General features: G+C 67.3%; 16 protein-coding genes and 1 riboswitch. Of the genes, 12 read left to right on the forward strand and 4 right to left on the reverse strand.

Annotated elements, in window-relative coordinates; translation table 11 throughout:
* The first annotated feature begins 190 nt into the window (after nt 1-190).
* The 4 genes from AC5P7U_RS17690 (at nt 191) to AC5P7U_RS17705 (ending at nt 11744) form a co-directional block, all read left to right on the forward strand.
* Nucleotides 191-1987: an autotransporter assembly complex protein TamA gene (locus AC5P7U_RS17690; protein ID WP_080357197.1), complete on the forward strand. Its 1797-nt coding sequence runs from the start codon at nt 191-193 to the stop codon at nt 1985-1987.
* Nucleotides 1984-5844, forward strand: a complete 3861-nt coding sequence (locus AC5P7U_RS17695) for a translocation/assembly module TamB domain-containing protein (protein WP_197564595.1) — start codon at nt 1984-1986, stop codon at nt 5842-5844. Before AC5P7U_RS17690 ends, AC5P7U_RS17695 begins: the two co-directional genes overlap by 4 nt.
* Before the next feature lie 170 nt (nt 5845-6014).
* Nucleotides 6015-8162 (forward strand): S46 family peptidase, encoded by a 2148-nt coding sequence (locus AC5P7U_RS17700; RefSeq protein WP_414555574.1) that lies wholly within the window; start codon nt 6015-6017, stop codon nt 8160-8162.
* 135 nt (nt 8163-8297) lie between these two features.
* Nucleotides 8298-11744 (forward strand): hybrid sensor histidine kinase/response regulator, encoded by a 3447-nt coding sequence (locus AC5P7U_RS17705; protein ID WP_414555573.1) that lies wholly within the window; start codon nt 8298-8300, stop codon nt 11742-11744.
* Nucleotides 11745-11888: 144 nt separating this feature from the next.
* On the opposite strand, the gene AC5P7U_RS17710 is transcribed toward AC5P7U_RS17705, so the two are convergent.
* The 3 genes from AC5P7U_RS17710 to acs all read right to left on the reverse strand — a co-directional run bounded on the left by AC5P7U_RS17710 (nt 11889) and on the right by acs (nt 15605).
* Nucleotides 11889-12464: a manganese efflux pump MntP gene (locus tag AC5P7U_RS17710; RefSeq protein ID WP_006477310.1), complete on the reverse strand. Its 576-nt coding sequence runs from the start codon at nt 12462-12464 to the stop codon at nt 11889-11891.
* Between the two features lie 88 nt (nt 12465-12552).
* Nucleotides 12553-12642, reverse strand: a riboswitch (yybP-ykoY riboswitch).
* A 232-nt stretch (nt 12643-12874) separates the two neighbouring features.
* A complete protein-coding gene (locus tag AC5P7U_RS17715) occupies nt 12875-13540 on the reverse strand; it encodes a response regulator transcription factor (RefSeq protein WP_006477308.1) in 666 nt (221 codons plus the stop codon).
* A gap of 121 nt (nt 13541-13661) precedes the next feature.
* Nucleotides 13662-15605, reverse strand: a complete 1944-nt coding sequence (gene acs / locus AC5P7U_RS17720; protein ID WP_308308598.1) for an acetate--CoA ligase — start codon at nt 15603-15605, stop codon at nt 13662-13664.
* A gap of 245 nt (nt 15606-15850) precedes the next feature.
* On the opposite strand from acs, the gene AC5P7U_RS17725 reads away from it, so the two are divergent.
* The 4 genes from AC5P7U_RS17725 to xth all read left to right on the forward strand — a co-directional run bounded on the left by AC5P7U_RS17725 (nt 15851) and on the right by xth (nt 21633).
* Nucleotides 15851-17278: a DcaP family trimeric outer membrane transporter gene (locus AC5P7U_RS17725; RefSeq protein ID WP_197563319.1), complete on the forward strand. Its 1428-nt coding sequence runs from the start codon at nt 15851-15853 to the stop codon at nt 17276-17278.
* A 143-nt stretch (nt 17279-17421) separates the two neighbouring features.
* Nucleotides 17422-19086: an MFS transporter gene (locus AC5P7U_RS17730; protein WP_197563321.1), complete on the forward strand. Its 1665-nt coding sequence runs from the start codon at nt 17422-17424 to the stop codon at nt 19084-19086.
* 189 nt (nt 19087-19275) lie between these two features.
* Nucleotides 19276-20685, forward strand: coding sequence for a coniferyl aldehyde dehydrogenase (locus tag AC5P7U_RS17735; protein ID WP_495221297.1), 1410 nt, complete (start codon nt 19276-19278; stop codon nt 20683-20685).
* 165 nt (nt 20686-20850) lie between these two features.
* Nucleotides 20851-21633, forward strand: coding sequence for an exodeoxyribonuclease III (gene xth / locus AC5P7U_RS17740; RefSeq protein WP_414555175.1), 783 nt, complete (start codon nt 20851-20853; stop codon nt 21631-21633).
* A gap of 103 nt (nt 21634-21736) precedes the next feature.
* Here the strand turns inward: xth and AC5P7U_RS17745 are convergent, their stop codons facing one another.
* The gene (locus AC5P7U_RS17745; RefSeq protein ID WP_005411656.1) at nt 21737-21988 is read right to left on the reverse strand and encodes a GlsB/YeaQ/YmgE family stress response membrane protein; all 252 of its coding nucleotides are present in this window, start codon (nt 21986-21988) and stop codon (nt 21737-21739) included.
* Nucleotides 21989-22072: 84 nt separating this feature from the next.
* On the opposite strand from AC5P7U_RS17745, the gene AC5P7U_RS17750 reads away from it, so the two are divergent.
* From AC5P7U_RS17750 to AC5P7U_RS17765, 4 genes are all read left to right on the forward strand, one after another.
* On the forward strand, nt 22073-22672 hold the full coding sequence (locus AC5P7U_RS17750) for a 4'-phosphopantetheinyl transferase superfamily protein (RefSeq protein WP_197563325.1): 600 nt from the start codon (nt 22073-22075) through the stop codon (nt 22670-22672).
* Between the two features lie 39 nt (nt 22673-22711).
* Entirely contained in the window at nt 22712-23350 is a 639-nt protein-coding gene (gene rsmG / locus AC5P7U_RS17755; RefSeq protein WP_008267674.1) for a 16S rRNA (guanine(527)-N(7))-methyltransferase RsmG, read from the forward strand.
* A 112-nt stretch (nt 23351-23462) separates the two neighbouring features.
* On the forward strand, nt 23463-24260 hold the full coding sequence (locus AC5P7U_RS17760) for a ParA family protein (protein WP_006476989.1): 798 nt from the start codon (nt 23463-23465) through the stop codon (nt 24258-24260).
* Nucleotides 24260-25183, forward strand: a complete 924-nt coding sequence (locus tag AC5P7U_RS17765; RefSeq protein ID WP_008267278.1) for a ParB/RepB/Spo0J family partition protein — start codon at nt 24260-24262, stop codon at nt 25181-25183. Before AC5P7U_RS17760 ends, AC5P7U_RS17765 begins: the two co-directional genes overlap by 1 nt.
* The last annotated feature ends 48 nt before the right edge of the window (nt 25184-25231 follow it).

Here is a 25231-nt window from a genome sequence, read left to right on the forward strand (position 1 = left end):
GCCGGCCAGCGGCCGGCACTACCGGATCACCGCCGGCGGATGTCCATCGGGGTCATTGCCGGCATCGCGCACGATGCCGGCTTCCTCGGCTGCGATCACGATGATCGCCACAAAGGCGCGTATTTTGACCGCCACTTAACAACCGATCCCGAATGACGTGATGCATTTCGCATCGTCACCTCCGGTCGGTATGCTGTGCCGCATGCAGCCAAAGAAATACGCCCTGCCGCTGATGGTCCTGTCGCTGGCCGCCACTTCCGTGGCCCACGCGCGCGGCACCATCGACAAGGTGGACATCAAGGGATTGGACAAGGGCGACGACGCCGCAATCATCGAGAACATCCAGGAATCGCTGTCGCTGTACGACACGATCGGCAAGGAGCAGGGCGAGTCGCGCCTGGAGTACCTGTTGTCGCAGGCCGAGCGGCAGACCCGCCAGGCGCTGGAACCGTTCGGGTACTACAACCCGGTGATCAAGGTTGAAGCACCGCGCGAGGATGAGCACGTGCGGGTGCTGATCCATGTCGACAAGGGTGCCCCGGTGACCGTGCGTCGTGAGCACATCGACATCACCGGCCCGGCGATCTACGACCAGTACCTGCAGGACGACCTGGCCGCGTTCAAGCCGCGCAAGGGCCAGCGCTTCGAGCACACCCAGTACGAAGCCAGCAAGATCACCATCACCCGCCGCCTGGCCGAGCGTGGCTACTTCGACGCCGACTACACCCAGCGCCAGGTGCAGATCACCCGTGCCGACAACGCCGCCGACATCGACCTGACCTGGGACAGCGGCCGCCGCTACAACATGGGCCCGGTGCGCTTCCACCAGGACTACTTCGTCGACAAGCTGTTCGACCCGCTGGTGTACTGGGACCAGGGCAGCTACTACCACGAAGGCAAGCTGGACCGGCTGCGGCAATCGCTGACCAAGCTGGACTACTTCAGCGTGATCGACATCCAGCCGCGGCCGGACCAGGCTGATGAGAACGGCGACGTGCCGGTGGACGTCAACCTGACCCGCGCCAAGCGCACCATCTACACCGCCGGCCTGAGCTACGGCAGCGAGAGCGGCCCGGGTGTGCGCGGTGGCATCGAGCGGCGGTTCCTGAACAACCGCGGCCACAAGATGAACACGCAGCTGGACTATGCGCAGAAGCGCAAGAGCCTGGTGACCAGCTACCGCATCCCGGCGTTCAACTGGCTCGACGGCTGGTACACCTTCGCCGCCAGCGCGTATGACGAGCAGACCGATTACATCGACCTGCGCAACTTCAAGCTGATCGCCAGCCGCAGCGGCGAGATCAACGAGCACTGGACCGCGATCGCCTCGGTCAACGCGCTGCGCGAGCGCTGGCGCTACGCCTCCGGCACCGAATTCACCGATGCGGTCTACAACACCTCGACGCTGGTGTACCCGCAGATGGTGGCCGACTACGTCAATGTCGACGACCAGATGTTCCCGCGCAAGGGCATCAGCGGCACCGCGACGCTACGGACCGGCATCGAGGGCGTCGGTTCGGATACCAGCTTCGTGCAGGCCAATGCCGTGCTGCGCTGGTACATCCCGGTGGGCGAAAGCAACCGCCTGATCCTGCGCGGCGAGGGCGGCACCACCTGGACCAGCGACCTGGTGGCGATGCCGCCGAGCCTGCGCTACTTCGCCGGCGGCGACCGCAGCATCCGCGGCTACGCTTACCGCGAGGTCGGCCCGCGTACCCCGGCGCCGGACAAGTACGCACTGGGCGCCAAGAACCTGGTGATCGGCTCGGCCGAGTACGAGCACTACTTCAATGGCGGCCCATGGGGCGCGGCGGTGTTCGTCGATACCGGCAGCGCCTTCGACAACACCATTGATCTGCACACTGGCGTCGGCTTCGGCGTGCGCTGGAAATCGCCGGTCGGCCCGGTGCGCATCGACGTGGCGCACGGCCTGAACAACCCGGATTCGCAGTTCCAGCTGTACCTGAACATCGGAGCGGACCTGTGAGCACGCCCGCACCCACGCCGACCCCGAACACGCCGCCGCGCGTGCGCTTCTACCGCCGCCGCCGCTTCTGGGCATGGTCCGGCGCCGGCGTGATCGGGCTGGTGCTGCTGGCCCTGCTGGCGGTGTACTGGCTGCTGCAGACCGTGGCCGGCCGCGATGTGCTGCTGGCGCAGGTGGTGGCGCGGCTGCCGGTGGGCGCCAGCTTCACCTGGGACAAGGTGGACGGCCCGGTGGCCGGTCCGCTGACCCTGTACAACGTCGACTTCCGCTATGACGACATCCATTTCCACGCCGAGCGCGCGCACCTGGAGCCGGACCTGCGCCCGTTGCTGGGCCGCAAGCTGCTGCTGGACAAGCTGGAACTGACCAACGCGACGTTGAACCTGGCCAAGAGTGACGAGCCGTTCAAGCTGCCGTCGTGGCCGGATTCGCTGCCGCAGATCGAGATGCCGCTGGCGATCCAGGCCGACGCCATCGCCATCGATGGCTTCCGCATCAGCCAGGCCAACGAGCCGGTGATCGACATCAGCCGCGTGCGCGGTGGCATCGAAATCGCCAACGGCGAATTCCAGGCGCACAAGCTGGTCGTGGACAGCGACATGGGCAATTTCACCGCCCAGGGCCGCTACATCCCGGCCAAGGACTACGACACCGACGTGACGGTCACGGCGGTGCTGCCGGCCCCGCGTGGGCGCACTGCAGCGACGGTGGGGCTGGTGGCACGCGGCGACCTCGCCCACATGGAGGTGGCGCTGGCCGGGCGTGCACCGAAGCCGCTGCACGCGATGCTGGTGTTCGACGGGCGGACCGACCCGACCTGGAACGCCAGCGTGCGCAGCGACGAACTGGATCTGTCGCTGCTGTCGCCGGCGCTGGCGAGCTCGGCGATCGCACCGTTGGCACTGGACTTCACTGCCGCTGGCAAGGGCGGCAACGCCAACCTGCATGGCAAGGTGAAGCAGGGCGACCAGGAACTGGAACTGGCACCGTCGGTGGTGTCGCTGCAGGACCAGGTGCTGAAGGTTTCGCCGTTGCTGGTGAAGGGCCTCGGCGGCGAAGCGCGGCTGGAAGGTACGGCCGATTTCAGCCAGGAAGACCAGCAGAAGCTTAATTTCTCGGTGGTCGCACGCGATCTGACCTACGTGCCGGCCGCAGACCCGAACACCGCCGGCAGCGCGCCGGTACCGGTGACGCTGAAGGAAGCGCGCTTCGGCCTGGCCGGCACGCTGAAGGCGTGGGCGGCGATCGGCCGCGCCGAGGTCGAACGCGAAAAGCAGAAGGCGCAGCTGCGCTTCGACGTGCGTGGCAATGACCAGGCCGCGTCGATCCACCAGCTGCAGGCGCAGACCCCGGGTGGCCAGCTGCAGGTGGAAGGCCAGGTCGCTTGGGCGCCACAGCTGGACTGGGACGCCAAGGCCACGCTGAAGGACTTCGACCCCGGCTATTTCGTGCCGGGCTGGAATGGCCGCCTGTCCGGCAACCTGGCCTCCAAGGGCCGCCAGCTGCCGCCGCCGGCCAACGCCGCACCGGGCACGGCCGGCACGCTGGAAGCCACGGTGGACCTGCCGTCGCTGAAGGGCGTCCTGCGCCAGCGCAACCTCGACGCGCAGGGCAAGTTCGCACTGCAGGGCGATCAAGGCCAGGGCGACCTGAAGCTGTCGCTGGGCAGCAGCCGGGTCACTGCTTCGGGCAAGGTCGGTGATCGCCTCGACATCGACGCACGCTTCGAACCGCTGCAGCTGAGTGATCTGCTGCCGGGCGCCGACGGTGGCCTGCGTGGCCAGGTGCAGGTGAAGGGCCCACGCGATGCGCCTGATATCACCGCCGACCTGATCGGCAACAACCTCAACTGGGATGGCTACGGCGCCGAGAGCGTGAGCATCAAGGGCCACCTGCCGTGGCGTGGTGACAGCGGCACGCTGGCGGTGCAGGGCCAGCAGGTCAACGCCGGCATGCTGCTGGAACGGCTGAACATCGATGCGCAGGGCAGTGTGTCCAACCTGCGGCTGGCCGCGCAGACCCGCAATGAGATGGGCGCGATCGAGCTGCAGGGCAGCGTGCGCCAGCAGGGCGCGCAGTGGCGTGGCGAGCTGGCATCGCTGCGCATCGCACCGGTGAAGGGCGATGCCTGGTCGCTGCGTGCGCCGGCCGCGTTCGCGATCAACGGCAGCACCTACACCCTGTCCGAAGCCTGCCTGGCCGCCGCCAGCAGTGGCGCGCTGTGCGCCCAGGCGAACTGGCCGCGCGAGGGCCTGGTGGTGCGCAGTGATGCGCTGCCGCTGGCGCTGGTGCAGCCATGGCTGCCGCCGCAGTCCGGCCGCCGCATCTACCTGCGCGGCGATGTCAGCCTGGATGCGCAGATCCGCCCGCGCGGCAACGCCTGGGAAGGTCATGTGGAAGTGCGCTCGAAGGAAGGCGGCGTGCGCCTGGGTGAGAACCGCACCACGGTGGGCGATGCGTCGCGTGGCGAGCTGGTGCGCTATGACCAGTTCTCGCTGAAACTGGACATGACCCCGGCCAGCATCAAGGGCTATCTGGGCATGGGCTTCCAGGGCAACGGCTTCGTCGATGCCAAGATGCAGACCGGCTGGGAAGCCAGCGCGCCGTTGAACGGTGAGCTCTACCTCAACATGTCGCGGCTGTACTGGCTGGAGCTGTTCTCGCCGGATATCGTGCGCCCGACCGGTCTGATCGAAGGGCACGTCAGCCTGCGCGGCACGCGTGGCCAGCCGTCGCTGGGCGGTGATGCGCAGCTGAGCAACTTCAAGGGTGAATTCCCGGCGCTGGGCCTGACCTTCGACCAGGGCAAGGGCAGCTTCGTGGCCCAGCCTGATGGTTCGGCCAGGATCACCGCCCAGGCCAATTCCGGCCAGGGCACGCTGTACGTGGATGGCGGCCTGTCGTGGTTCGGTGATGCACAGCCGCTGCAGTTGAAGATCCACGGCGACAACGTGCTGCTGTCCAACACCAGCGAACTGCGCATCGTCGCCAATCCCAACCTCGATTTCACCCTGGCCAAGGCGGCAATGGAGCTGCGTGGCACCGTGCATGTGCCCGAGGCCGATATCGACCTCGAACGCCTGGACCGCGGTACCTCGGTGTCCGAAGACGTGGTGGTGCTCGATCCGGTCGATCCGGAAGAATCGCGCACCTCGCCGCTGGACATGGACCTGGTTGTCAGCCTCGGCGACAAGGTGAAGATGACCGGCTTTGGCCTGAAGGGCGCACTGACCGGCAAGATGCAGGTCTGGGCCAAGCCTGGCCGCGAGATGACCGCCAATGGTGGCCTGGAAGTGAGCGGGCGCTACAAGGCGTATGGGCAGGACCTGACCATCACCCGTGGCAACCTGACCTGGAACTACAACGCGGTGTCCGATCCGCGCATCAACATCCGTGCCGAGCGCCGGGTCGGTGATGTCACGGCGGGCATCGACGTCACCGGGCGTGCGCAGCAGCCGCGTGCGGACGTGTGGTCCGATCCGGCGATGTCGCAGTCCGAGGCCCTGGCCTATCTGGTGCTGGGCCGCAGCCTGACCGGCGCCAGCAGCGACCAGACCCAGCAGGTCAACGCGGCCTCGGCGGCACTCTCTGCAGGCAGTGGCCTGCTGGCCTCGCAGCTGGGCGCCAAGCTGGGCCTGGACGATGCCGGCGTAAGCCAGTCGCGCGCGTTGGGGGGCTCGGTGATCGGCGTGGGCAAATACATCTCGCCCAAGCTGTACGTCGGCTACGGCGTGTCGCTGGTCGGTGCCGGTTCGGTGATCACGCTGAAGTACCTGCTGCGCCGCGGCTTCGACGTGGAAGTGGAATCGAGCACGGTTGAAAACCGCGGTTCGATCAACTGGCGGCGGGAGAAATAACGATCCGGTAGTGCCGGCCGCTGGCCGGCAACTGCACCGTTTCTCCCGACCTGCGTGGGTTGCCGGCCAGCGGCCGGCACTGCCGTGCACGTCGACCCAACCATCGGCCGTTGCCCCATCCGCCCCCAGCGGCTATGGTCCCGGGCTGTTCTGTCGTACCGGATTGCCCCATGTCACCACGCAAATCCCTTCCCACCGCCCTGGCCCTCGGCCTGACCCTCGCCGCCGGTGCCCACGCCGATGAAGGCATGTGGATGCCGACCCAGCTGCCGGAACTGGCCAAGCCGCTGCAGGCGGCCGGTTTCAAGGGCAATCCGGCCGACCTGGCCAACGTCACCGCGCCGCCGCTGAGCGCGGTGGTGCGTGCCGGTGGCGGCACCGGCTCGTTCGTGTCCGCCGACGGCCTGCTGCTGACCAACCATCACGTGGCGATGGGCGTGATCCAGTACAACAGCTCGCCCGAGCACGACCTGATCAACGGCGGTTTCATTGCCAGGGACCGTGCCGATGAGCGCCCGGCCAACCCGGACTTCCGCGTGCTGGTCACCGTCGGCTTCGACAAGGTGACCGACCAGGTGCTGGCGCAGGCGCGCGGCAAGACCGGCCGTGCCTACTTCGATGCGGTGGATGCGGCCAGCAAGCAGATCGTGGCCGAGTGCGAGAAGGACGGCAGCGTGCGTTGTTCGGTCGCCAACATGTACTACGGCACCGACTTCTACCGCATCGCCCAGCTGGAACTGAGCGACGTGCGATTGGTCTACGCGCCGCCGCGTGCGATCGGCAACTACGGCGACGAGATCGACAACTTCATGTGGCCGCGCCACACCGGCGACTTCACCCTGCTGCGTGCCTACGTCGGCAAGGACGGCAAGCCGGCTGCCTACAGCAAGGACAACGTGCCCTACCAGGCGCCGGCACACCTGCAGATGTCGGTGGAAGGCCCGAAGGAAGGCGATTACGCGATGCTGGCCGGTTACCCGGGTATCACCTACCGCCACCGCACCGCGGCCGAATTCGCCGGCCAGATCGATACCGTGCTGCCGCGCCGCGTGTCGGTGTTCCAGCAGATGATCGACACTATCGAAGCCGCCAGCGCCAAGGATGCGCAGGCGCGTACCCGCTACGCCTCGCAGCTGCAGTCGCTGAAGAACAACCGCAAGCGCGCCGCCGGTGAGCTGGAAGGCCTGCTGCGCAGCGACGCCAAGGCGCAGCGTGCCGCCGACGAGACGGCCATGCTGGCTGCCACCGACCGCAGGTACCAGGGCGACATCAAGGCGCTGCTGGCCAACCTGTCGCAGGGCGCGGCGGTGGGCGAGCGTGACCTGCTGCTGGATCAGATGGCCGCGCAGAGCCAGCTGCTGCGCTCGGCATTGCTGCTGGAGCGCCTGCGCATCGAGTCGGCCAAGCCCGACGCGCAGCGCGAGAGCGGCTACCAGCAGCGCGACCAGGCGATGATCGAAGGCGTGCTCAAGCAGGTCCAGCGCCGCTACGCGCCGGAGGTCGAGAAGGCGCTGCTGACCACCCTGCTGACCCGTTACCAGCAGCTGCCGGAGGCGCAGCGCGTGGCCGAGTTCGACGCCGCCTTCGGCCGCACCCCGCAGCAGCTGGCCAAGGCACTGGACACCCTGTACGCCGGCACCCAGCTGGGCGATGAAGCACAGCGCCTGTCGCGCTTTGCCGCAGCGCGCGAAGGCAAGGCGCTGGCCGCCGATCCGCTGATCGCCGTGGCCGGCCCGCTGGTGGCCGCGCAGCTGCGCATCGAGAACGAGAGCAAGACCCGCGAAGGCGAGCAGCTGCGCCTGCGCCCGGCCTACATGCAGGCGCTGTTCGCCTGGCGTGCCAAGCAGGGCCGTGCGGTGTACCCGGATGCCAACCGTACCCTGCGCATCAGCTACGGCAAGGTGGAAGCATTGCATCCGCGCGATGGCGTGAGCTACTCGCCGGTGACCACCGTGGCCGGCATCGTCGAGAAGAACACCAACGCCTATCCGTTCGATGCACCCAAGCCGCTGCTGGCTGCGATCGCCAAGGGTGACTTCGGCAGCACCGCCGATCCGGCGCTGAAGACCCAGACGGTCAACTTCCTGACCAACCTGGACACCACCGGCGGCAATTCCGGCTCGCCGGTGCTCAACGCCAAGGGTGAACTGATCGGCCTGAATTTCGACAGCAACTGGGAGTCGGTCAGCGCCAGCTGGTGGTTCGACCCGCGCTACAAGCGCGCCGTGCACGTGGACATGCGCTACCTGCGCTGGCTGCTGGCCAAGGTCTACCCGGCGCCCGAGCTGCTGAAGGAAATGGGCGTGCCGGCCCAGTAAGAAGCCGGCCACGACCAATGGTCGTGGCCTGCACCGCGTAGGCCCCCACCCTGGTGGGGGTGGTTGCCCCCAACGAGCCCGTACACCCGGCCATGCCTGGCCTACACTGCGGGTTCCTCCGACGGAAACACGCGCGTGGTCTCCAGCTGGATCCTGCTGCTGGTCTCGGTTGCCTATGCCGCGCTGCTGTTCGGCGTGGCGTGGTGGGGTGACCGCCGGCCCATGTATCCCGACCGGCCGTGGCTGCGGCCGGTGGTCTACAGCCTGGCGCTGGCGGTGTACTGCTCGTCGTGGACCTTCTACGGCGCGGTCGGCACCGCCGTGCGCAACGGCATCGGCTACCTGCCGATCTACATCGGGCCCTTGCTGCTGCTGTTGTTTGGCTGGCGCATCATCGAGCGCCTGGCACTGATCGCGCGCAGCCAGAACGTGGTCTCCATCGCCGATTTCATCTCCTCGCGTTTCGGCCGCTCGCGGCGGTTGGCAGCGCTGGTGGCGATCATCGCGCTGATCGGCATCGTTCCGTACTTGGCCCTGCAGTACAAAGCGGTGGCGATGAGCCTGCAGGTACTGACCGGCAACACCGGCCCGACCGGCTTCTTCAGTGACCCGGCGTTGTACGTGGCGTTGTTGATGGCGCTGTTCGCCACCCTGTTCGGTACCCGCCAGGTCGATGCCACCGAGCATCATCACGGCATGATGCTGGCCATTGCGCTGGAGTCCGTGATCAAGCTGGTGGCCATGGTGGCGGTGGGCGTGTTCGCCTACGTCTGGCTCAGCGACCGCAACGAAGCGGTGGTGGAGTCGGTGCATACGCTGTTCACCGGGCTGCCTCCGGTGGGCTTCCTGTCGCAGACGCTGCTCAGCTTCCTCGCCATCATCTGCCTGCCGCGCCAGTTCCACGTAGCGGTTGTCGAGTGCGGGGATGTGCGCGACGTACGCCGTGCGCGCTGGATGTTCGGCGGCTACCTGGTGCTCATCTCGGCGATGGTGCTGCCGATCGCCACCGCCGGTGTCAGCCTGTTCGGCACCGGCAGTGGCGTGGCAGATGACTCGATGGTGCTGGCCCTGCCGCTGGCGGAAGGGCGCAACGCACTGGCGTTGATTGCCTATATCGGGGGGTTCTCCGCGGCCACCGGCATGGTGATCGTGTCCTCGATCGCGCTGGCCACGATGGTCAGCAACGACCTGGTGATGCCGGTACTGCTGCGCCGAAGTGGTGATCACCAGGAAGCGGCCGACGTCGCCTCGCGCGTGCTGTGGATCCGCCGGCTGGCGATCCTGCTGCTGGCACTGATGGCCTACAGCTACTACCGCAGCAGCAGCAACGACAGCACCCTGGCCAGCTACGGCCTGATGGCGTTCGCTGCGGTGGCGCAGTTCGCACCGGGGTTGATCGGTGGCCTGTACTGGCGTGGCGCCAGCCGCCGCGGCGTCGAGGCGGGCATGCTGCTGGGCTTCGGCACATGGTTGTACACGCTGCTGCTGCCGGCGATGACGATGGCCGGCTGGATGGACGCCGGCTGGGTGCAGAACGGCCCGTTCGACATCACCTGGTTGCGCCCGCAGCAGTTGTTCGGGATGACCGGTTGGGACCCGCTGACCCATGGCACGTTCTGGTCACTGCTGGTCAACGCGGCGACGATGATGCTGGTGTCCGCGCGCTGGCGACCGGGCGTGGACGAGCGGCTGCGCGCCGCGCCGTTCCTCGATCCGTATGCCGAGCGCCCCTCGGTGGCCGGTGGCTGGCCCGGTCATGTGCACGTGGGCGACCTGCTGGCGCTGGCCTCGCGCGTGGTCGGTGAACGCCACGCGCGGCGCGCCTTCTTCGAACAGGCGCAGTCGCTGGGACGCGAGCTGCAGTCCTCGGCACCGGCCGACCGGCCCTGGGTGCAGTTCACCGAGCGGTTGCTGGCCGCATCGATCGGCGCGGCCTCCGCGCGGCTGCTGCTGACCAGCCTGCTGCGCGGCTCGGGCATGGACCTGGGCGAAGTGGTGGCGGTGCTGGATGAAGCCGGGCAGGAGCTGCGCTTCAATCGCGAGATCCTGTCGACCACGCTGGAGAACATCAGTGCCGGGGTCAGCGTGGTCGATCCGGACATGCGCCTGACCGCCTGGAACCGTCGTTACCAGGACATGTTCGGTTACCCCGACGGCATGCTGTACGTGGGGCGCCCGGTGGCGGATCTGATCCGCTACAACGCCGAGCGCGGCGAGCTTGGCGAGGGCGATATCGAAGTGCAGATCAACCGCCGCATCGGCTACATGCGCGCCGGTTCACCGCACGTGTTCGAGCGCACCCGCAGCGATGGCAAGGTGATCGAGATGCGCGGCCAGGCGCTGCCTGGTGGCGGCTACGTGACCAGCTACAACGACATCACCGATTACAAGCACGCGGAAAAAGCACTGCTGGAAGCCAACGAGACGCTGGAACAGCGCGTGGCCGAGCGCTCGCATGAGGCCGAGGTCGCGCAGCAGTCGAAGACCCGCTTCCTGGCGGCAATCAGCCATGACGTGCTGCAACCGCTGAATGCCGCGCGCCTGTTTGCCTCCGCGCTGCGTGACAGTGACCACGTCAGTGACGAGCAGAAGCATCTGGCCGAACGCGTGGATGCCTCGCTGCGTGCTGCCGAAGAACTGCTCGATGGCCTGCTGGATGTGTCGCGACTGGATGCCGGTGGCCTGCACCCGGTGATCGGCGAGTTCGACGTGAGCGCGCTGATGCGCGAACTGGCTGCGCAGTACACCCCGGTGGCCGCCGGCCGTGGCCTGCGCCTGGACCTGTTCGCGCGACCGGCGTGGGTACGCAGCGACCGCCGCCTGTTGCGCCGCGTGCTGCAGAACTTCCTGGCCAACGCGCTGCGCTATACCCGCCAGGGCCGCATCGTGCTGGCCGTACGCCACCGCGGCGACGAAGTGGAACTGCAGGTGTGGGATACCGGCCCCGGCATTCCCGAGCACCACATGCGGCAGATCTTCGACGAATTCCACCGTTACCAGCAGCCGTTCGACTGGGGCGAGCAGGGCCTCGGCCTGGGCCTGTCGATCTGCCAGCGCATCTCGCGCCTGCTCGATCATCGCCTCAATGCGCGCAGCCGCGTGGGCAGTGGTTCGATGTTCTCGATCATCCTGCCGCGGGTGGCACCGCTGCCCGGTTATACCGAGATGGCCTCGCCGGTACAGGCCGTGGCCGCACCGGTGCGCAGCGATTCGCTGGCCGGGCTGCGCGTGCTGTGCGTGGACAATGACGAGGAAATCCTCGACGGCATGCGCGCGCTGCTCGGCCGCTGGCAGGTGCAGGTGATCACCGCTGCGACCGTCGACCAGGCGCTGGAGAAGATCGCCGAGCGCCCGCAGGTGATGCTGGTGGACTATCACCTGCACGACCGCATGGACGGCCTGGATGCGCTGGTGGCCCTGCGCGATGCGGCGGGCTACCCACTGCCCGGCGCGCTGTTGACCGCCGACGGCCGCGATGAACTGAAGCGGATGGCGCGCGAGCGCGGCTACCGCGTGCTGACCAAACCCATCAAGCCGGCCTCGCTGCGCGCCTTCCTGGGCGCGCTGCGCGATGCGCAGTAGTGCCGGCCGCTGGCCGGCAACCGTGGCGTGAAACCATGCCAGGCAAGCCTGGCATCTACCAAAGCATGATCAGTCCGGCGGTAGAACCTTGCCTGGTAGTGCCGGCCGCTGGCCGGCAACCACGCATCTCTCGCTTTCGGCGCGCTAACCCACGCCGTGCAGGTGTTCGTACAGGATCGTCGCACCGATGATCACCAGGATCACGCCGCCGATGATCTCGGCGCGCTTGCCGACCATGCTGCCCAGCACGCGGCCGAGCATGATGCCGGCAGTGACCATGGTCAGCGTGCACAGGCCGATCACCGCAGCCATCACGCCGATATGCACGTCCATGAAGGCCAGGCCGATGCCCACCGCCATCGCGTCGATGCTGGTGGCAAAGCCGGTCAGCGCCAGTTTCCAGAAGCCGTGGTGCTGCGAAGGATCTCCTTCTTCCTCGGCACTGTCCGGGCGCAGGCCGTTGTAGATCATGTGGATGCCCAGCGCGCCGAGCAGGCCGAAGGCGATCCAGTGGTCGAAGGCTTCGACGTACTGCAGGGCGGCACGGCCGAGCAACCAGCCGATGAGGGGCGTGATCGCCTCGATGACGCCGAAGATGATGCCGGCACGCAGTGCATCGCGGAACACCGGCTTGCGCATGGCCGCACCCTTGCCGATTGCAGCGGCGAAGGCATCGGTGGACATGGCAAAGCCGATCAGGAGGATCGAAATGGGGGACATGGGCGGCGGCTGAGGTCGGGCTAGGACGGACGCACGGCCTGCGCTCGCGCCCAACCTGACGTTGCGCGCGCGGGCCGCTGGTCTCGCCAACCATCATGGTTGTCCACGCCACGGCGCACTGGCCGAGTATGTTGACGTGGACGATTCCTGCGAAGGAATCCGGCTACTCCCCAAGGGGACGCGAAGCTTAGCACCGTGATCCGCGCGTGGCGCATTTCCAGCGAAATGCGCAGGCAGGGCTGGTTTGTATAGCGATGGCTATACCGCGAGCACAGCGGTGCCTGGTAGTGCCGGCCGCTGGCCGGCAGGTGCAACGTCAAGAGCGTGCCAAGCAAGCTTGGCACCTACCGGAGCGGTTTCATGCGTTTCGCGCGTTTCAGGGAATTGCCGGCCAGCGGCCGGCACGACCGTCAGTCTTCTTCCGGCGGCAGCACGATGGCGTCGTCGTCGATCGCCAGCTTGCCGGCCATCAGCACCGCCTGGGTGCGATTGGTCACGCCCAGCTTGCGCAGGATCGCAGTGACATGCGCCTTGATCGTCGCTTCGGAGACGTTGAGGTCGTAGGCGATCTGCTTGTTCAAGCGGCCGGCGCCCAGCATCTGCAGCACGCGGAACTGCTGCGGGGTCAGCTCGCGCAGGCGCTGGCCCACTTCGCGTTCCTCGCTGCCGGTGGGCGGTACGTTGTGCGCTTCCGGCGGTGCCCAGGTCTCGCCATCGAGGATGGTGCCCAGTGCATGGCCGATGGTGTCCGAATCGGCCGACTTCGGAATGAAGCCGAGCGCGCCGTGGTCGAGCGCGCGGCGCATCACCGTGGCTTCTTCGCGTGCGGACACCACCACCACCGGCAGGTGCGGGTGCAGCGAGCGCATGTGCACCAGGGCGTTGAAACCCTGCGCGCCGGGCATGTTGAGATCCATCAGGACCAGGTCGGCGTCGTTGTGCTGGTCGGCCAGCGCATACAGCGCTTCCACGCTGTCGGCCTCGAACAGCTGCACGCCCGGGATGACCCGCTGCACCGCCCCACGCAGGGCTTCGCGGAACAGCGGGTGGTCATCGGCAATCAGGAGGGTGGTCATGGGTCGAGCTTATCGATCAGGAAAAGGAGCGACGTGATGGCAGGTGCAGGACGGGTCGGACACGGCCGGGTCCCTCCTCCCGGCCACGTCCCTGGCGCGTCCTGCGCCTGCAGTCACGCCATCAGCGCACCTTGCGCTCGTCCACCAGCGACGCCACCACCGACGGATCGGCCAGGGTCGAGGTGTCACCGAGCTGGTCCGGCGCGTTCTCGGCGATCTTGCGCAGGATGCGGCGCATGATCTTGCCCGAGCGGGTCTTCGGCAGGCCCGGCGCCCACTGCAGGTGGTCCGGCGTGGCGATCGGTCCGATCTCCTTGCGCACCCAGGCAACCAGTTCCTTCTGCAGTTCGTCGCTCGGTGCTTCTTCGGCCACCAGGGTCACATAGGCGTAGATGCCCTGGCCCTTCACGTCGTGCGGGAAACCGACCACGGCCGCTTCGGCAACCTTCGGGTGCGAGACCAGCGCGCTTTCCACTTCGGCGGTGCCGATGCGGTGGCCGGACACGTTGATCACATCGTCGACGCGGCCGGTGATCCAGTAGTAGCCGTCCTCGTCGCGGCGGCAACCGTCGCCGGTGAAGTAGCTGCCCGGGTAGGTACGGAAATAGGTGTCGATGAAACGCTGGTGATCGCCGTACACCGTGCGCATCTGGCCCGGCCAGGAATCACGGATGATCAGGTTGCCCTCGGTCGGGCCGTCCTGGATCTCGCCATCGGCATTGACCAGCGCCGGCTGCACGCCGAAGAAGGGCAGGGTGGCCGACCCCGGCTTGAGGTCCATCGCGCCGGCCAGCGGCGAAATCAGGATGCCGCCGGTTTCGGTCTGCCACCAGGTATCGACGATCGGGCAGCGGCTGTCGCCGACCACTTCGTAGTACCAGCGCCAGGCTTCCGGATTGATCGGCTCGCCGACGCTGCCGAGCAGGCGCAGCGAGGCGCGCGAGGTCTTCTTCACCGGCTCCTCGCCCTCGCGCATCAACGCACGGATGGCGGTCGGGGCGGTGTAGAAGATCGACACCTTGTGCTTGTCGATCACGTTCCAGAACCGCGAGGTATCCGGATAGTTCGGCACGCCTTCGAACATCAGCGAGGTTGCGCCGTTGGCCAGCGGCCCGTACACGATGTAGCTGTGGCCGGTGACCCAGCCGACGTCGGCGGTGCACCAGTAGATGTCGTCCTCGCGCAGGTCGAACACCGCTTCATGGGTGTAGGCCGCGTACAGCAGGTAGCCACCGGTGGTGTGCAGCACGCCCTTCGGCTTGCCGGTGGAACCGGACGTGTAGAGGATGAACAGCGGGTCTTCCGCGCTCATGCGCTCGGGTTCGCAGGTGGCCGGCTGGCTGTCCACCACGTCGTGGAACCAGCGGTCGCGCGGCGCCTGCATGTCCACCGCGCCGCCGGTGTGGCGCACCACCAGCACGGTTTCCACGGTATTGGTGCCGGGCAGCTTCAGCGCGGCATCGACGTTGGCCTTCAGCGGAATCCTGCGGCCGCCGCGCAGGCCCTCGTCGGCGGTGATGATCAGCTTGCTCTGGCAGTCGCTGACGCGGTCGGCGATCGAGTTCGGCGCGAAGCCACCGAACACCACCGAGTGGATCGCACCGATGCGCGCGCAGGCCAGCATCGCCACCGCAGCGTCGACGATCATCGGCAGGTAGATGGTGACCCGGTCGCCCTTCTTGACGCCCAGGTTGCGCAGCGCGTTGCCGAGGCGGCAGGTGCGCTCGTACAGCTCGCGATAGGTCACGTGCTGGGCCGGCGCGTCGGGACCATCCGGTTCGAACAGCAGCGCGGTCTTGTCGCCGCGCGTGTCCAGCTGGCGGTCCAGGCAGTTCACGCTGGCGTTGAGTTCGCCATCCTCGAACCACTTGATGTGGAAGTCGGACAGGTCGTAGCTGACGTTCTTGATCTTCGTCGGCTTGCGCATCCATTGCAGGCGCTCGGCGGCCTTGCCCCAGAAACCATCCGGGTCGGTCACCGAAGCCTGGTACTGCTGTTCGTACGACGTCTTGTCGATGCGTGCCTTGGCGGCGAACTGCGGATCGACGGGGTAGATATCAGCCATGGCACCCTCACTTGCACGTTGACTTTGTATGTGCGGTCGCAGCATCGCGGCGACCGATTCCCCTCAGTTTGCCCCATCCACCCCCGGCCGCGTCACCACTCTGGTTAGACCATGGTCGAAAGTGAGCGCCCAGCAGGGCCGGGTTCGACCAATGGCGAATAGCCGCTGTGCGCGAACGCCCCGCAGTCTCGGCTCGACCGTGCCCCACGCGCGGCATCACCTTGCCACTTGGGAGAGAGGGCAACATGAGCCACCGTACGTTGAAAGCCGTGCGCACACCTTTGGCGGCCTGCCTGTTGGTCGCCCTGGTCGCACCGGGCATGGCGTTCGCAGAGACCGCCAAAGAGAAAGCGCTGGAAGCACGCGTTGCCGAACTGGAACGCCAGGTTCAGCTGCTGCTGTCTTCGCAGCAACAACAGCAGACCCAGATCAGCCAGACCCAGCAGGCGGTGACCGAAGTCCGCACGGTGCAGGCCGGGCAGAAGCCGGTCGCACAGGTGCCGGCCGGGAAGCAGCCGATCCAGGTCACCACCCTCACTCCGGGCGCCGCGCCGGGCACCACGGTCAAGATCGGCGGCTTCATCAAGGCCGACTTCCTGGCCACCCAGACCAGCGATGGCCAGCTGGCCGACGATGCCACCGGCCGTTCGCTGTACCTGCCGGGCCAGACCCCGGTGGAAGGCGCCGGCGGCAGCGGCAAGCGTTCGGGCACCGACCTCAACGCCCACGCCAAGTTCTCGCGCTTCAACCTCGGCATCGACAACGTGAGCGAGTCGGGCAACAAGGCCGGTGCGTTCTTCGAGATGGACTTCTTCGGCAATTCGCTGGGCAACCAGACCGCTACCAACACCTATGGCGTGACCCTGCGCCACGCCTACATGTACTGGAACAACTGGCTGGCCGGCCAGACCTGGTCCAACTTCATGGACGCCGCCGCACTGCCGGAAGCGGTCGACTTCGTCGGCCCCACCGACGGCGTGATCTTCGTGCGCCAGGCCCAGGTGCGTTACACCCAGGGCGGCTTCAGCGTCGCGCTGGAAAACCCGGAAACCACCACCCTCACCGGTACCCGCAACCCGGTCACCGGCGCCTGGACCAATGCCAGTGCCAACTCCGATCGTGGCAGCCTGCCCGACCTGACCCTGCGCTATGGCTGGAAGGGCGACTGGGGCACCTTCGGTGTCGGCGGCATCGTCCGCCAGCTGAAGGTCGACAACCAGGCCACCGGCGCCAAGGCCGACAAGGTGGCCGGCGGCCTGACCCTGGGCGGCAAGTGGGTGATGGGTGACAGCGATTCGCTGCACTACCAGCTGACCGGCGGCGAAGGCATCGCCCGCTACATCGGCCTGGGCATCACCGCCGACAGCGCCTACGACGTGGCCCGCGACGAGCTCAACCCGACCGGCGTGCTTGCCGGTTATGTGGGCTGGCGCCATGCGTTCTCGCCGAAGCTGCGCACCAACCTGATCTACGCGCGCAGCGACTACGACAACGACAGCGTGCTGGGCCCGCTGGTGACCAAGAGCGTGCAGAGCGTGCGCGGCAACATCTTCTACTCACCGCTGCCCAAGGTCGATATCGGTGCCGAGCTGATGTACGGCCGTCGCGAGATCGAGAACGGCAACAAGGGTGACATCACCCGATTGCAGTTCACCACCAAATACAGCTTCTAAGAGCGTGCCGGCCAGCGGCCGGCACCTACCGAGATGGGGTGCCGGTCATGGCCGGCACCTACCGAGATTGAGTGCCGACCAAGGTCGGCACCCACCGAATTGAGTGCCGACCAAGGCCGGCATCTACAGAGGGAAAACGTCCCATGTCCAGCACTGCATCAAGCCCGCACAATCCAGCGGGTACCCTGACCCAGGGCCACAAGAAGGTCATCTTCGCATCGAGCCTCGGCACGGTGTTCGAGTGGTACGACTTCTTCCTGTACGGCTCGCTCGCCGCCATCATCGCCAAGCAGTTCTTCAGTGGCGTCAATGAAACCACCGGCATGATCTTCGCCCTGCTGGCGTTCGCTGCCGGCTTCTTCGTGCGTCCGTTCGGCGCGGCCTTCTTTGGCAGCCTCGGCGACCGCATCGGCCGCAAGTACACCTTCCTGGTCACCATCCTGATCATGGGCATCTCGACCTTCCTGGTCGGCGTGCTGCCCAACTACGCCTCGATCGGCTTTGCTGCCCCGGTCATCCTGATCGTGCTGCGCTTGGCCCAGGGCCTTGCGATGGGCGGTGAGTACGGCGGTGCCGCCACCTACGTGGCCGAGCACGCGCCGGACGACAAGCGTGGCCTGTACACCAGCTTCATCCAGTGCACCGCCACGCTCGGCCTGTTCATGTCGCTGCTGATCATCCTGGCCTGCCGCTATTTCCTCGGCAATGAAGCCTTCGAGGCCTGGGGCTGGCGCATCCCGTTCCTGGTCTCGATCCTGCTGCTGGGCATCTCGGTGTGGATCCGCCTGCAGCTGAGCGAATCGCCGTTGTTCCAGCAGATGAAGGCAGAGGGCAAGGGGTCCAAGACGCCGTTCCGTGACAGCCTGAAGGGCGGCAACCTGAAGCTGATGCTGCTGGTCCTGCTCGGCGCTGCGGCGGGCCAGGCCGTGGTCTGGTACGGCGGCCAGTTCTACGCGCTGTTCTTCCTCAGCAGCATGCTGAAGGTCGATGCCACCACCTCCTACCTGCTGATCGCTGCCGCGCTGGCGCTGGGCGTGCCGTTCTTCATCTTCTTCGGCTGGCTGTCCGACCGTATCGGCCGCAAGAAGATCATCCTGGCCGGCTGCCTGCTGGCTGCCGTCACCTACATCCCGATCTTCAAGGGCCTGACCCACTTCGCCAACCCGGCCATCGAAGAAGCCCGGACCAACTCGCCGGCACTGGTCATTGCCGATCCGAATACCTGTTCCTTCCAGTTCGACCCGGTCGCCGTACGCAAGTTCACCAGCTCCTGTGACATCGCCACCGCCGCGCTGACCAAGGCCGGCGTGCCGTACGACGTGCAGCCTGCCGCTGCCGGCTCGCTGGCGATGGTGAGCGTGGGCAGCAGCCAGGTCACCTCGTATGAAGGCGCTGGCCTGAGCAAGGAAGACGGCAAGGCAAAGGCCGATGCGTTTGGTGCGGAGCTGAAGACCGCCCTGACCACTGCTGGTTACCCGGCCAAGGCCGATGGTGCACGCATCAACATCGCCGGCACCATCTTCATGCTGTGGCTGCTGGTGCTGTACGTGACCATGGTCTACGGCCCGATCGCCGCCTACCTGGTCGAACTGTTCCCGACCCGCATCCGCTACACCTCGATGTCGCTGCCGTACCACATCGGCAACGGCTGGTTCGGTGGCTTCCTGCCGGCGATCTCGTTCGCGCTGGTGGCCGGTACCGGCAACCTGTACTACGGCCTGTGGTACCCGATCGGCATCGCGCTGATGTCGGTGGTGGTGGGTGGCCTGTTCCTGCGTGAGACCAAGAACGTGGATATCACCAAGTAACCGGCGTGCCGACCAACGGTCGGCACCCACCGGGTTTCAGGGGCCGCGGTGCAGACCGCGGCCTTTCTGTCTGGTAGTGCCGGCCGCTGGCCGGCCGGCAAATGCACGATGTCTGCCGGAGATCCATAAGGCTGCCGGCCAGCGGCCGACACTACCATTGCGTTGCGCAGCACCCCGTATAGTCGGCCCATGACCACCACCACGCCCGCCGAGCTCCCCGCCATCCTGCACACCCTGCGCAATGCCTGGCAGTCACAGCGCCCGTCGCTCGACCAGCGTGAAGCCGACCTGCGCCGCCTGCGCGAGGCGCTGAAGCCGCGCCTGGACGAGATGGCACAGGCCATCGCCGAGGATTTCGGACATCGCGCCCATGTCGAATCGAAACTGGCCGATGGCATGAGCGTGCTGTCGGCCATCGACCATCTGCGCCGCCACCTGCGGCGCTGGTCGAGGCCGCAGCGGGTGGGCGCCGGTTGGCGACTGTGGCCGGCGCGCGCGCAGCTGCGGCCGACGCCGCTGGGCGTGGTCGGGGTGATCTCGCCCTGGAACTACCCGGTCACGCTGGCACTGGTGCCGCTGGCCACCGCCATCGCCGCCGGCAACCACGTGCTGCTGAAGCCTTCGGAACACACCCCGCGCACCAGTGCATTCCTGGCCGATCTGCTGGCCAGCGTGTTCCCGCCCGATCGGGTGGCGGTGGTGCAGGGTGGGGCGGACGTGGCCGCGGCGGTGTCCTCGCTGCCGCTGGACCATCTGCTGTTCACCGGCTCGACGGCGGTGGGCCGCAAGGTGATGGCCGCTGCCGCTGAGCATCTGGTGCCGGTCACGCTGGAGCTGGGCGGCAAGTCGCCGGCGATTGTCTGTCGCGATTTTCCGCTGGACACCGCCGCCGCGCGGCTGGCCACCGGCAAGTGGTTCAACGCTGGGCAGACCTGCATCGCGCCGGATTACGTGCTGATCGACACCGCACGCCAGCGCGAGTTCGTGCAGGCATTGCAGCAGCAGGTACGCGAGCGCTACGGCGATTTCAGCGTTGCCGAGGATTACACCCGCATCATCAACGAGGGCCAGTACCGGCGCCTGCAGGGCTATCTGGCGCAGGCGCGCGAACGCGGGGTGCCGGTCATTCCGCTGGCGCAGGTGGATGAGGCACGTGCCGACCGTGAGCGCCTGCTGGTGCCGACCGTGGTGCTGGACCCGCCGGACGACCTGGAGCTGATGCGCGAGGAGATCTTCGGTCCGATCCTGCCCGTGCGCGCCTACCCGGACCTGGATGCCGCGTTGACCGACGTGCTGTCCCGCGATCGGCCGCTGGCGCTGTATCCCTTCAGCCATGACAAAGCGACGGTGGAGCGCATCCTCGGCCAGGTGGTGGCCGGTGGGGTGACGGTCAACGACACGCTGCTGCATTTCGCGGCCGATGGCCTGCCGTTCGGCGGGGTGGGCGCCAGCGGCATGGGGGCGTACCACGGGAAGGCCGGGTTCGATGCGATGAGCAAGCGGCTGCCGGTGCTGTGGCAGTCGCGCTGGGCGGCCAGCGATCGGTTGCGGCCGCCGTACTCGAAGATTGCGGGGTTGTTGAAGTTCCTCGTGCGGTAGTGCCGGCGGGGGGCATGGGGTTGCCGGCCAGCGGCCGGCACTACCCGGTAGGTGCCAACCCGCGCATCCCCTTCCGGTGGGTGCCAACCTTGGTTGGCACGCGTGAACCCCAAGCGCCAACCAGGGTTGGCGTCTACCAGACCCCACCCGGGTAGAATGCCCCCCATGAAGATCGCCTCGTGGAACGTCAATTCGCTCAATGTCCGCCTGCCGCACCTGGAGCAGTGGCTCAAGGCGTTCGGCCCGGACATCGTCGGTATCCAGGAAACCAAGCTGGAGGACCACAAGTTCCCCGATTCGGCGCTGATCGCCGCCGGCTACCGCAGCGTGTTCGCCGGCCAGAAGACCTACAACGGCGTGGCGCTGCTCTCGCGTGAGCCCGCGCAGGACGTGCAGATCGGCATTCCCGGTTTCGAGGACGAGCAGAAGCGTGTCATCGCCGGCACCTTCGGCGACCTGCGGGTGATCAACCTGTACGTGGTCAACGGCCAGGACATCGGCACCGACAAGTACGACTACAAGCTGCGCTGGCTGGAGGCCGTCCATGCCTGGATCGCCGAAGAACTGCAGCGGCACCCGAAGCTGATCGTGATGGGCGATTTCAACATCGCCCCGGACGCGCGCGATGTGCACGACCCGGAGGTGTGGAACGAAAACCACATCCTCACCTCCACTGCCGAGCGCGGCGCGCTCAACAAGCTGCTGCAGCTGGGCCTGCACGATGGCTTCCGCCTGCACAACGACGAGGCGGGCACCTTCAGCTGGTGGGATTACCGTGCCGCGGGCTTCCGCCGCAACCTGGGCCTGCGCATCGACCTGACCCTGGTCTCCGACGCGCTGAAGAGCAGCGCGGTGGCCTCGGGCATCGACCGCGAGCCGCGTACCTGGGAACGCCCGAGCGACCACGCGCCGGCATGGGTGGAAGTAGAGTCGAGCTTGCTCGACTGATCTCCCATGCAGTCGAGCAAGCTCCACTCCACAGAACGGGGCCCGACGATTGCCGGGCCCCTTGTGATGCGTCTGCCGGCCAGCGGCCGGCACGACCACCGCGTCAGCGTATGCTCTTGCGGGTGAACAGGTTGACGATCGCCAGCAGGATCACCGCACCGATCAGCGAGAACAGGAAGGTGCGGATGGTGATCGCTTCGTTGATGCCGCCGCCGAACAGCCAGCCGGAAATCAGCGCGCCGACGATGCCGACCACGATGTTGAGGATGATGCCCTGCTGGGCGTCGCGCTTCATGATGATGCTGGCCAGCCAGCCTACGATGCCGCCGACGATCAGCCAGATGATGATGCCCATGATCGAACCTCCGGTGGGGAACTGTGACCAGTTGACGCGCATGGCTGTGAACCCGTCGTGCAATTGCGTGATGGGCGCGTGCGGATGAGCCTGCCAGCCACCCTCGACGGCCCGTGGCGCTTCGGCCCGGTGACGGTCTGGCGGCGCACCCACGTGCCCGGCCAGCGCGGTGAACCGCAGGCGCGGCAGGTGCTGGCGCAGGCGCTGGGGGCCGAACCGGAGGCGCTGCCGCTGGTGCGCGACGGCAAGGGGCGGCCTGAACTGACCGGCGCACTGGCCCATTACGGAACCGGCTGGAGCCACAGCGGCGAGGTGCTGCTGGTGGCGCTGGGCGAGGGCGTGCGGCTGGGCGTGGACCTTGAGCTGCTGCGGCCGCGACCACGCCTGCTGGAGATCGTGCGGCGCTTCTTCCACCCCGAGGAAGTGGCCTGGCTGGAAAGCCTGGACGAGGCCGGGCGCGAGCACTGGTTCTTCCGCGTGTGGTGCGCCAAGGAAGCGATGCTGAAAGCCCACGGCCAAGGCATCTCGTTCGGCCTGCACCGCCTGCAGCTGGCCCCCGGCAATGACGGCGCCCTGCACCTGCGCTGGTGCGACCCGGAACTGGGCGAGGCCGCGCGCTGGCACCTGCACGAATGGCAGGCCAGCGGGCAGTTCCGCGCGGCATTGGCCTGGTATCCGCAGTGAAGCGGCGAATCAGCGCACAAAACCGGCGATAATGCAGGCATGAGCGAACACCCACTTCCCGCCAGCGTGACTGCCACGCTGGAACAGGGCCTGGCCAGCATGGGCCTGGATGCCGCGCTGGCACCGCCGCTGCTGCGCTACCTGGCCCTGCTGCACCGCTGGAACGGCACCTACAACCTCACCGCCATCCGCGACCCGCAGGAGATGGTCACCCGCCACCTGCTCGACTCGCTGGCGATGCAGCCGTTCGTGGCCGATGGCAGCCTGGCCGACCTCGGCACCGGCCCCGGGCTGCCCGGCATCCCGCTGGCCATCGCCTGCCCGGGCCTGCAGGTCACCCTGGTCGAGAGCAACGGCAAGAAGGCGCGCTTCATGCGCGAGGCGGTGCGCCAGCTCGGCCTGGGCAATGCCCGCGTGGCCGAATCGCGCGCCGAGGCGCTGGACGAGGCCGGCCGTTACGACCAGCTGACCGCGCGCGCGATGGACACCCTGGCCGGCATCGTTCGCGTCGGTGGGCACCTGCTGCGCCCCGGTGGCGTGTTGCTGGCCATGAAGGGCGTCTATCCCCATGAAGAGATCGCGGACCTGCCGGAAGGCTGGCAGGTGCGTGAGGTGACCCCGCTGAGCGTGCCCGGCCTGGCCGGCGAACGCCATCTGGTCACGGTTACAGGCCCCTGATTACCGCCGCCAGCCCCTTGTGGAACAACGGGTTGGCGATTCACGATTTCCGCAAGGGGCCGGTTGTACGCATAATGACCGGTCCCAGCACACGTCGACGAGGCACACCCGCATGGCCCGCATCATCGCCATCGCCAACCAGAAGGGTGGCGTCGGCAAGACCACGACCGCCGTCAACCTGGCCGCTTCCCTGGCCAACGCACCCAAGCGCGTGCTGTTGGTCGACCTGGATTCGCAGGGCAACGCGACCATGGGCAGTGGCGTGGACAAGCGCGAGCTGGCAGCCTCCACCTGCGATCTGCTGCTTGGCGAGAACAGTGCTGCCGACGTGCGCGTGCAGGCCGCCGAGGGCTATGACCTGCTGCCCGGCAACATCGACCTGACCGCTGCCGAGATCCAGCTGATGGGTGAGAGCGAGCGCGAGCAGCGCCTGAAGCGCGCGCTGGCGCCGATCCGCGACGAGTACGACTACATCCTGATCGACTGCCCGCCGGCGCTGTCGCTGCTGACGCTCAACGCGCTGGCCGCCGCCGATTCGGTGATCGTGCCGATGCAGTGCGAGTACTACGCGCTGGAAGGCCTGAGCGCGCTGGTGGAAACCATCGAAGCGCTGCGCACCAGCCTGAACCCGGCGCTGGAGATCGAAGGCGTGCTGCGCACCATGTTCGATGTGCGCAACAACCTGGCCAACGCGGTCTCGGCCGAGCTCACCGAGCACTTCGGCGACCGCGTGTTCCGCACCATCGTGCCGCGCAACGTGCGCCTGGCCGAAGCACCCAGCCATGGCCAGAGCATCGTCGGCTACGACCGCGCCTCGCGCGGTGGCGTGGCCTACCTGGGCCTGGCCGGCGAGATCATCCGCCGCAACAACGAACGCAACAAGGCCGCCAAGGCCGTGGAGACCGTCTGATGACCAGCAGCAAGCCGGCAGCCAAGAAGCGAGGCCTCGGCCGTGGCCTGGATGCGCTGCTGGGTCCCAAGGGGGCGGTCAGCCAGGTGCAGGCCACCACCGCGGTGATCGAGCCGCTGCCGGGTGAAGTGCTGCGCAAGCTGGCCGTGGGCCAGCTGCAACCGGGCAAGTACCAGCCGCGCCGCGAGATGGACGAGGGCAAGCTGTCCGAGCTGGCCGACTCGATCAAGTCGCAGGGCGTGATCCAGCCGATCCTGGTGCGCCAGCTGCCGGCCGGCAACTACGAAATCGTCGCCGGTGAACGCCGCTGGCGCGCCTCGCAGCTGGCCGGCCTGGACGAAGTGCCGGTGGTGGTGCGCGAGCTGGAAGACCGCACCGTCATCGCGATGGCGCTGATCGAGAACATCCAGCGCGAAGACCTCAACCCGCTGGAAGAAGCCGAAGCGCTGCAACGTCTCATCAGCGAATTCACCCTGACCCATGCCGAGGCCGCCGAGGCCGTCGGCCGCTCGCGCGCGGCGGTGTCCAACCTGCTGCGCCTGCTGGAGCTGCCGGTGGCGATCCGGCTGCTGCTGGAAACCCGCCGCCTGGAAATGGGCCATGCCCGTGCGCTGCTGACCCTGGCCCCCGAGCTGGCCGGCAAGCTGGCACAGGAAGCGGCCGACGAAGGCTGGTCGGTGCGCGAGGTCGAGCGCCGCGCGCAGGCGTTTGCCGCCGGCAAGGTGCCGAGCAACCGCCCGGTGGCCACGCCGAAGGTGCAGCAGGCCGACATCGCCTCGTTGGAAACCGAGCTGTCCGAAGCGCTGGGTGCCAAGGTGGCGATCAACCACGGCCGCGGCGGCAAGGGCAAGCTGATCATCCATTACACCGATCTGGACACGCTCGACGGCGTGCTGGAAAAGCTGCGTACGCGCCAGGGCTGAGCCCGGTGCAGCAACGGGGGACGCGGCCCGTTCCTGCCGTGTCCCGCG

The organism is Stenotrophomonas sp. YJH_SMC_57 (genome assembly GCF_059369755.1).

Coding starts and splice junctions, on each gene's coding strand:
- AC5P7U_RS17690 (WP_080357197.1), top strand. CDS start 191: ATGCTGTGCCGCATGCAGCCAAAGAAATACGCCCTGCCGCTGATGGTC.
- AC5P7U_RS17700 (WP_414555574.1), top strand. CDS start 6,015: ATGTCACCACGCAAATCCCTTCCCACCGCCCTGGCCCTCGGCCTGACC.
- AC5P7U_RS17710 (WP_006477310.1), bottom strand. CDS start 12,464: ATGTCCCCCATTTCGATCCTCCTGATCGGCTTTGCCATGTCCACCGAT.
- AC5P7U_RS17715 (WP_006477308.1), bottom strand. CDS start 13,540: ATGACCACCCTCCTGATTGCCGATGACCACCCGCTGTTCCGCGAAGCC.
- acs (WP_308308598.1), bottom strand. CDS start 15,605: ATGGCTGATATCTACCCCGTCGATCCGCAGTTCGCCGCCAAGGCACGC.
- AC5P7U_RS17725 (WP_197563319.1), top strand. CDS start 15,851: ATGAGCCACCGTACGTTGAAAGCCGTGCGCACACCTTTGGCGGCCTGC.
- AC5P7U_RS17730 (WP_197563321.1), top strand. CDS start 17,422: ATGTCCAGCACTGCATCAAGCCCGCACAATCCAGCGGGTACCCTGACC.
- AC5P7U_RS17735 (WP_495221297.1), top strand. CDS start 19,276: ATGACCACCACCACGCCCGCCGAGCTCCCCGCCATCCTGCACACCCTG.
- xth (WP_414555175.1), top strand. CDS start 20,851: ATGAAGATCGCCTCGTGGAACGTCAATTCGCTCAATGTCCGCCTGCCG.
- AC5P7U_RS17745 (WP_005411656.1), bottom strand. CDS start 21,988: ATGGGCATCATCATCTGGCTGATCGTCGGCGGCATCGTAGGCTGGCTG.
- AC5P7U_RS17750 (WP_197563325.1), top strand. CDS start 22,073: ATGAGCCTGCCAGCCACCCTCGACGGCCCGTGGCGCTTCGGCCCGGTG.
- rsmG (WP_008267674.1), top strand. CDS start 22,712: ATGAGCGAACACCCACTTCCCGCCAGCGTGACTGCCACGCTGGAACAG.
- AC5P7U_RS17760 (WP_006476989.1), top strand. CDS start 23,463: ATGGCCCGCATCATCGCCATCGCCAACCAGAAGGGTGGCGTCGGCAAG.
- AC5P7U_RS17765 (WP_008267278.1), top strand. CDS start 24,260: ATGACCAGCAGCAAGCCGGCAGCCAAGAAGCGAGGCCTCGGCCGTGGC.